At 63.1% G+C, this 7,345-nt stretch carries 10 protein-coding genes and 1 riboswitch; of the genes, 1 reads left to right on the forward strand and 9 read right to left on the reverse strand.

The annotated features are described in order from the left end of the window. From gcvPA to gcvT, 3 genes are all read right to left on the reverse strand, one after another. Positions 1-1,305 (reverse strand): aminomethyl-transferring glycine dehydrogenase subunit GcvPA (gcvPA, locus tag MAXJ12_RS20280; protein WP_008837845.1); only part of this gene is annotated, 1,305 nt, incomplete at its 3' end. A 10-nt stretch (positions 1,306-1,315) separates the two neighbouring features. Continuing rightward, a complete protein-coding gene (gene gcvH / locus MAXJ12_RS20285) occupies positions 1,316-1,684 on the reverse strand; it encodes a glycine cleavage system protein GcvH (RefSeq protein ID WP_008837846.1) in 369 nt (122 codons plus the stop codon). Positions 1,685-1,690: 6 nt separating this feature from the next. Next, on the reverse strand, positions 1,691-2,791 hold the full coding sequence (gene gcvT / locus MAXJ12_RS20290; protein WP_040587065.1) for a glycine cleavage system aminomethyltransferase GcvT: 1,101 nt from the start codon (positions 2,789-2,791) through the stop codon (positions 1,691-1,693). 147 nt (positions 2,792-2,938) lie between these two features. Next, positions 2,939-3,026, reverse strand: a riboswitch (glycine riboswitch). A 187-nt stretch (positions 3,027-3,213) separates the two neighbouring features. Between gcvT and MAXJ12_RS20295 the strand changes: the two genes are divergently transcribed. Further along, a complete protein-coding gene (locus MAXJ12_RS20295; protein ID WP_008837848.1) occupies positions 3,214-4,215 on the forward strand; it encodes a hypothetical protein in 1,002 nt (333 codons plus the stop codon). A gap of 11 nt (positions 4,216-4,226) precedes the next feature. Here MAXJ12_RS20295 and MAXJ12_RS20300 read toward each other — a convergent pair whose 3' ends face one another. The 6 genes from MAXJ12_RS20300 to MAXJ12_RS20325 form a co-directional block, all read right to left on the reverse strand. Beyond that, complete coding sequence (locus tag MAXJ12_RS20300) at positions 4,227-4,613, reverse strand: helix-turn-helix domain-containing protein (protein ID WP_008837849.1); 387 nt, start codon at positions 4,611-4,613, stop codon at positions 4,227-4,229. Positions 4,614-4,927: 314 nt separating this feature from the next. Then, positions 4,928-5,767, reverse strand: a complete 840-nt coding sequence (fghA, locus tag MAXJ12_RS20305; protein ID WP_008837850.1) for an S-formylglutathione hydrolase — start codon at positions 5,765-5,767, stop codon at positions 4,928-4,930. Next, on the reverse strand, positions 5,764-6,165 hold the full coding sequence (locus tag MAXJ12_RS34520; protein WP_008837851.1) for a type II toxin-antitoxin system VapC family toxin: 402 nt from the start codon (positions 6,163-6,165) through the stop codon (positions 5,764-5,766). Before MAXJ12_RS34520 ends, fghA begins: the two co-directional genes overlap by 4 nt. After that, complete coding sequence (locus MAXJ12_RS20315) at positions 6,155-6,427, reverse strand: FitA-like ribbon-helix-helix domain-containing protein (RefSeq protein WP_008837852.1); 273 nt, start codon at positions 6,425-6,427, stop codon at positions 6,155-6,157. Before MAXJ12_RS20315 ends, MAXJ12_RS34520 begins: the two co-directional genes overlap by 11 nt. Positions 6,428-6,480: 53 nt before the next feature. Further along, positions 6,481-7,065: a DUF1353 domain-containing protein gene (locus MAXJ12_RS34525; protein WP_157999643.1), complete on the reverse strand. Its 585-nt coding sequence runs from the start codon at positions 7,063-7,065 to the stop codon at positions 6,481-6,483. A 98-nt stretch (positions 7,066-7,163) separates the two neighbouring features. Continuing rightward, positions 7,164-7,345: DUF188 domain-containing protein (locus tag MAXJ12_RS20325; RefSeq protein ID WP_008837854.1), on the reverse strand; the 182-nt coding region annotated here is incomplete at its 5' end.

The raw sequence follows: 7,345 nt of genomic DNA on the forward strand, positions 1-7,345 counted from the left end.
CGAAGGCGGCGTGGCGCCGAACAGGCCCGACAGCGCCTGCAGGTCTTCTTCGACCGAAGTCTGGTCGAAGCTGATCCCGACCCGGTTATCGTCGATCACCCGGATCAGCCGGCCGGCAAGTTCGGCCTCGGCGGCAATTTTTTTGGCCTGCCCTTCGACCGTCACTGTAACCGTGTCGAATATCTCTTTGCCGGCGATCGCAAATCCGGCGGCCGTGACCCCGGCCGAGAACCGTGCCGCCAGCGCATGGACCCGTCGCGCCAGGGTCTGCAGGCCCTGCGGCCCGTGCCAGATGGCGAAGGCCGCCGCCATGTTTGCCAGCAGCGCCTGTGCCGTGCAGATGTTCGAGGTCGCCTTGTCGCGCCTTATATGCTGTTCGCGCGTCTGCAGCGCCAGCCGGTATCCCGGCCGGCCTCTGGTGTCGGTCGACTGCCCGACCAGCCGGCCGGGGATCAGCCGCGTCAGCCGGTCCGACACGGCGAGATAGGCCGCATGCGGACCGCCATAGCCCATGGGAACGCCGAAGCGCTGCATGGCGCCGACGGCGATATCCGCGCCCTGATTGCCCGGCGCTTCGAGCAGCGTCAGCGCCAGCGGGTCAGCGACGACGATGACCAGCGCATCCGCGGCTTTTGCCTTCGCGATCACCGCCGAGTGGTCGTGGAAGACGCCGAACGTGTCGGGCCACGGCACGATGACCGCCGCCGTATCGGCGTCGATCTCGCCGCCATTGACCTCGATCCCGAGCGGCTCGGCGCGCGTCTTCACCACGTCCACGATCTGCGGGTGCAACTCTCCGGCCAGGACGACGCGGCTGCGCTTCTCGCGGTGATGGCGAAACGCGATGCCGACCGCTTCGGCAACCGCGGTCGCTTCGTCGAGCAGCGAGGCCGAAGCCACCGGCAGGCCGGTCAGCTCGGTAACCAGCGTCTGGAAATTGAACAGGAGTTCGAGCCGCCCCTGGCTGATTTCGGCCTGGTAGGGCGTATAGGCTGTGTACCAGGCGGGATTCTCGAACAGATTGCGCTGGATCACCGGCGGCACCCGGCAGCCGTGATAGCCCTGGCCGATAAAGCTCTTCAGCACATGGTTGCGCCCCATCTTCTCGGAAAGCACGGCCAGCGCCTCGGCCTCGGTCGCCGGACCGGGCAGATGCAGCGGCCGGTTGAGCCGGATCGATTTCGGCACTGTCTGCGTGATCAGCGTTTCGACGGAGGGCAGGCCGAGCGCGGCGAGCATCGCCCTCGTATCGGCGGGGCCGGGCCCGATATGGCGGCCTGCGAATTCAGCGCGATTGTCTGTCATGTCCAGTTCCTCAGCCGATCATTGCCTTGTAGCCGGCCTCGTCCATCAGGCCGGACAGTTGGCTGTCGTCGGACAGCTTCATCTTCCACAGCCAGCCGTCGCCGGCCGGCGACGAATTGACCAGCGCCGGGTCGGAGGAGAGCGCCGTGTTGGCCTCGACGATCTCGCCATCCGCCGGCGCATAGACGTCGGACGCCGCCTTCACGGATTCGACGACGACCGCGACGTCGCCCTTGGAGAGCTTGCGGCCGGCCTCCGGCAGTTCCACGAACACAAGGTCGCCCAGCTGCTCCTGCGCATAGTCGGTAATGCCGACGGTCGCCACGCCGCCTTCGACGCGGATCCATTCGTGGTCTTCGGTGTAATAGGTGGTCACCATGAAAAATTATCCTTTGCGGTAGCGATGCTGCGTGAAGGGAAGGGAATGAGCGTCGACGGCGATCTTGGCGCCGCGCACATCTGCGAAGAGTCTGGTGCCGGGCTTGGCCAGGTCGACCGGGACGTAGCCCATGGCGACCGGGTGCCCGACCGAAGGGCCGAAGCCGCCCGAAGTGACCCGGCCGGCGGGATTGCCGTTCTCGTCGAAAAGCTGCGCACCGGCGCGCACCGGCTGGCGGCCTTCCGGCTTCAGGCCGACGCGCTTTTCGACCGGTCCACGCGCAGCGATCTCGCACAACGTCTCGGCGCCGATGAAAGCGCCTGTGGCGCGAAGTTCCTTGGGAATGGCCCACATCAGCGCCGCGCTCGCCGGATCGGTTTCCGGCGTGATGTCCTGGCCGTGCAGGCAAAGCCCGGCTTCCAGCCGCAGGCTGTCGCGCGCGGCAAGCCCGATCCACATGACGCGCTCGTCGGCAAGCAGCTTCTCCACCAGCGCCCGCGCGTCGGCTTCCGGCAGACCGATCTCGAAGCCGTCCTCGCCCGTATAGCCGGACCGGCTCATGAACCAGTTTTGGCGCGGCTCAATGCCGTGCATGAAGGTCAGCGATCCGGTCTCGATCCCTGCGCGGGAAAGCACCGCCCACGCCTCCGGCCCCTGAATGGCCAGGAACACGCGGTCGAGCGGATCGATCTTGCAGTCGAAATCCTTGGCCAGATCACGCAGATGCGCTTCGTCCGCTGCCGCATTGCCTGCATTGGCCACGACCATGAAGCGGTCGGCGCCGAGCCTGGTGACGATCAGATCGTCGAGGATACCGGCCTGCTCGTTGAGGAAGAACGTCAGCTTCGATTGCGAAATGTCGAGGCCACTGGCGTCGAGCGGGCAAGCCTTCGACAACAGCGCCACCGCGTCCGGCCCGGACACTTCGAACAGCTTCATGTGCGAAATGTCGAACAGGCCGGCCTGTTCGCGCGTGTGAAGATGCTCCTTCATCACGCCGGCCGGATAGGTCAGCGGCATCGACCAGCCTGCAAACGCTCCAAAGCGCGCGCCTGCCGACCTGTGTAGATCATCGAGGGGTAGTGTTCTTGTCGATCCGTCGGTCATGACTTCTCCAGAGCGCACGTAAGCGGCCGCTATGGCGGCCATTCCGTGCCCCTCTGTCTGAAGCCTGAGAGACTCGCGCAACCGGAACTCTGTCGGCGACGCTTACACCTTCGGCGCGGGACCCAGTCCCGACTTTCCAGAGTGTCTTTCCCGTCTACGGTTCTTTTTGCCTGAGAGATTTCGGGCGATTTCCCCTTCGGCGGCAGCTCTCGCTGCTCTCTCCCGCAAACAGGTAGGGACTCGAAAGCCCCTCGACGGCCCGTGTGTAGCCCATGCCCGACACTTTGTCACGTGCCTGCGACATGGCTTTCAACAACCCTTCGCTAACCACGCCCTTTACCGGTTCTTCAAACCAATGCTGTTAGTCTTGCTCCCGGCTTGGAGGCGGCAATGGCCGCTTTCGTTGGTTTGGGACGGGAAAAATGGGCGAAGGCATCGTGGCTGCACCCGTTGGCGGGCTTGCAGCGAAGAACCGCATCACCGCTGACGACGTAATCCTTCTGCGCAGCCAGGTATTCCGCGACGGCGTGGTCACACCCGAAGAGGCCGAATCACTGTTCGCGCTCGACGCATCCGCGACCGAAAAATGCGCGGAATGGCCGGTCTTCTTCGTCGAGGCGATAACCGACTACATCGTCCATCAGGAAAAGCCTTCGGGCTATATCTCGGCCGCCAATGCCGACTGGCTGATCGGCGTCGTCTCGCGCGATGGCATGGTCGATACGTTCACCGAACTCGAGCTGATGGTGACGGTGCTGGAAAAGGCGAAGTTTTCGCCGGAGAAGCTTTCGGCCTACGCGCTGCGGCAGGTCATGCATGCGGTCGTGGACGGCAAGGGACCGCTTGCCAAGGGCGGCGAGCTTGCGCCGGCACGCATCACCAGGGATGAAGTCGATCTGCTGCGCCGGATCCTTTACGCCTTCGGCGGCGACGGCAACATCGCCATCACCCGCGCCGAGGCCGAGGTGCTGCTGACGATCAACGAGCGCGCGGCCGAAGCGCCGAACGATCCGTCCTGGAATGATCTTTTTGTCAAGACGATGGCCAATTTCGTCATGTGCGGATCGGGCTATGAGGCGCCGACGCGCGAGAAGGCGCTGCGCCAGGATGCCTTCATTGACGCGCCCGAAGCGGGCATTGGAAGCTTTTTCGCGCGTATGGCCGGGGGCGGCGTCGCCGGCATACTCGACGCCTACAGCCCTTCGGCCAGCATCGATACCGATTGGGAAGCCCACAATCTGTCGCGCGAGGCGCTGGCCCGCCGCGCCGAAGCGATTGACGCCGGCGAAGCCGGATGGCTCATCGAGCGGATCGGCGGCAAGCCTGTGCTGCACGAAAACGAGCGCGCGCTGCTGACGTTCATCAAGCAGATGTCACCGTCGATCCATCCCGACCTCCTGCCGCTGATAGACAGGGTAGCCTGAAGCAGATCCGGTTAGCGAACTGCGCCCAGCCGGTCCAGGTCGTTCTGCAAACGGTTGATCAACTGGCCGGTTTCGGCGTGCAGCAGCACCAGGCGAGCGAGTTGAGCGTTGACGATATCGGCTCTTTGAGAAGCATCCCTCTCCTCCGAGGGCGCGATACCGACGCCGTGGAGTATCCATGAAAGGCTGACGCCGAGCAGGCCGGACAGTTTTGTCAGCCGGTGCGAACCGGGCTGCGAGCGGTCGCTTTCCCATGCCTGGATTGTCGCCGTCTTCACCCCAAGCCGCAGGGCAAGCTCCTTGACGCTGAGGCCGCTGGCCTCGCGGGCTCGCGACAGACGGCCGCCGATCGTGTCGAGATCCGGTGTTTCTTCGTAAATGTTCGTGGTGTCGGACACCCGATATACCTCCTGTGGTGGCTGAAATTGCCGCGCCCGCAATTGAGCGTGGATAGGACGACAATAATGACGGACAGGAGTTGAGAGTACAACCCTATCGAAGGAATTATCGAGCAAACGCTTGTATTTAAGTGGGTTTTCTTTGACTGGAGGCCGGCTAAGGTTTGTTGAGATTAGGGTCAGGCTGCGCCGGAATCGAAGATGGGCGCGCAGCGGCCAAAATTGTGGACGTCTGGACCGGAGCGGAGCGTGATTTTGGGTAGGTGGGGGCCGGACGCGCAGAAAGCCGTATTTCAGCCGTCCTCACCTGAATCTCAACATACCCCAAGCCTTGCCGCATGCCACTTCAGGTGATCGTCCATGAAGGTCGAGATGAAGAAGTAGGAATGGTCGTAGCCTTCCTGCATGCGCAGCGTGAGCGGAATGCCGGCCTTCGCGCACGCCGCCTCGAACAGCCACGGCCGCAAGCCCTCATCGAGAAAGCCGTCGGCCGTTCCCTGGTCGGCCAGGAATTCCGGAAAGCGGTGGCCGTCCTCAATTAGTGCGCAGGCATCGTATGCCCGCCACGCGGCTTCGTCCGGCCCGAGATATTTTTCGAGCGCCGGCTTCGACCATCCGGCTGCCATCGGGTTGACGATCGGAGCGAAGGCCGAGCAGCTTTTGAAACGGTCCGGATTTCTCAGCGCCATCGTCAACGCGCCGTGCCCACCCATGGAATGGCCGAAGATCGCCTGCCTCTCCATGTCGGCCGGAAAATTTTCGCCGATGAGCGCCGGGAGCTCCTCCATGATGTAGGAATACATGCGGTAGTTCTTCGCAAAGGGCGCCTGCGTCGCGTCGACATAGAAGCCGGCGCCGCTGCCGAACTGCCAGTTATCCTTCTCGTCGGGCACATCGGCGCCGCGCGGACTGGTGTCGGGGCAGACGATGATCAGCCCGAGTTCGGCGGCCATGCGCCGGTATTCGCCCTTGTCCATGACGTTCTGGTGCGTGCAGGTCAGGCCGGACAGGTACCAGACGACCGGGCAGCGCTGTTCCACCGCCTGAGGCGGCGCGAACACCGCGAAGGTCATGTCGCAGGCGCAAGCCTCCGACGCATGCGAATAGACGCCCTGGATGCCGCCGTGGGATTTTGCGAGAGAGACAGGTTTCAAGGTTCAGGCCCGATCAGTTGCGTTTCGATATTGAGGCTTCGCGCCAGCGAGGCCAGGCGTTTGTCGGCCGTGGCCAACGGCTCATGCCGCTCCAGCGCCAGCGCGATGTAGAGACAGTCGTAGATCTTGTGGCCGTTGGTGGCAGCAATTTTTGTTGCAGCGTGAAGAAGCGCACCGTTGTCAACGATTTCGTCCAAGGCAGCCGAAAGGCTCTTGATGGCAAAATCTATATCGGCTTCCGTGATCTGGCCGACCCGAAAATATTTCAGAAGCGAGTTGGTCGTTTCGATCAGGATCAGCGATGGGGCTCTGCCGGGTTGAAATTTCAGGCGTCGGGCCGCTCGCGTGAATGGCGTGGCGATAAGCCAGGGGACCGCGGCACTCGCGTCAATGATCATCGTCCAGCCCAGGCATGAAAGGCCCTTCGTCTCGCTCTTGTCGCGACTCCTCCATGATCCGAAGCGCGGTTTCGAGGTCTACCGGCTTCGACCTCGACCGGATTTCGTCCATTGCGGCCCATGCTTCCTCGCGCGTCATGCCTGCCTCTCTGGAGATGACCTCGCGGGCCATCTGTTCCGCCGATTTGTCTTTCGCCTTCGCCCGCGCCTTGAATCGCTCGAGTACATCGTCCGGAATGTTTCTGATCACCATGCTGGCCATGGCTGTGCCTCCTGTGATATCGCAATGATATCATTCATGCGTCGATTTCACAATCATTCGACCGCAATCCCCAATTCACTGATCGGCAGAAACGGCACTATCGTCGAGCGCCTTGCGATTTCCGCATCGATCTCCTCGATCGGCGGGTTCTCGGCTTCTATCCACTGGATCACGTCGGAAAACTCGGTTTGCGGCATGGTGCGCGAGAATGTCAGCGTGCCGCCTTCCTTGATCACCGTCTGGCCGTTGACCACGATGCTTTCGGCCACCACACTCCAGCTTGGCCCGAACGTCTTGACCATCGTGTACATGGTCTTCGCCTTCAGCGGCCCGACGCCGCCAGCTAGGCAGGCCTCGTAGAACATGCGATGCGTTGCCGCCGACGACCGGGTCCGCACCTCGCAATAATAGTCGTGCAGCACCGAGGCGCGGCGGTAATCGCCAATGAAGGGCGACCCGAAAGTCGACCAGAAGATCTGCGGTATGGACGCGCCGTTGACGACCGCATTCTTCTTGGCGGTCCAGACGAGCCCGCTGGCATCCTTGAACCCGAAGTCCTGCTCCAGCTTCACGTCGCGGTCGGCGCCCGGCTGCGTGAGCCAGGAAACGGAAACGGTTCCTATGAAACGCACTGGCATGAAGCGGTCCTCCATCGCTCAAGTTGCAGGCGCAGACATTAATCCCGACCGCGGGCGGCGTGGAGAATTCTTTGCAGGCTGGGCGATGCGCCCGAGTGCTATTCCGCGGCCTTGATCGCCTTGCGCGCCATCTGGTCCAGCGCGCCCAGAAAGCGCGAGCGGTCGGCGGGCGTGAAGCCGGCATTGTAGCCCTTGCTCTCGCCGGTCTCGCGCAGATGCTGCTTCAGGTCGCGCATGGCGACCGCCATGCCGATCGTCTCCGGCGTAAACGGCTTTCCGG

The sequence above is a fragment of the Mesorhizobium alhagi CCNWXJ12-2 genome (assembly GCF_000236565.1).
GTDB classification, from domain to species: Bacteria; Pseudomonadota; Alphaproteobacteria; order Rhizobiales; family Rhizobiaceae; genus Allomesorhizobium; species Allomesorhizobium alhagi.

What these genes read in the sequence shown, in the direction of transcription:
- gcvH (WP_008837846.1), bottom strand. Translation starts at nt 1,684, where the DNA reads ATGGTGACCACCTATTACACCGAAGACCACGAATGGATCCGCGTCGAA.
- gcvT (WP_040587065.1), bottom strand. Translation starts at nt 2,791, where the DNA reads ATGACCGACGGATCGACAAGAACACTACCCCTCGATGATCTACACAGG.
- MAXJ12_RS34525 (WP_157999643.1), bottom strand. Translation starts at nt 7,065, where the DNA reads ATGCCAGTGCGTTTCATAGGAACCGTTTCCGTTTCCTGGCTCACGCAG.
- MAXJ12_RS20295 (WP_008837848.1), top strand. Translation starts at nt 3,214, where the DNA reads ATGGGCGAAGGCATCGTGGCTGCACCCGTTGGCGGGCTTGCAGCGAAG.
- MAXJ12_RS34520 (WP_008837851.1), bottom strand. Translation starts at nt 6,165, where the DNA reads ATGATCATTGACGCGAGTGCCGCGGTCCCCTGGCTTATCGCCACGCCA.
- MAXJ12_RS20315 (WP_008837852.1), bottom strand. Translation starts at nt 6,427, where the DNA reads ATGGCCAGCATGGTGATCAGAAACATTCCGGACGATGTACTCGAGCGA.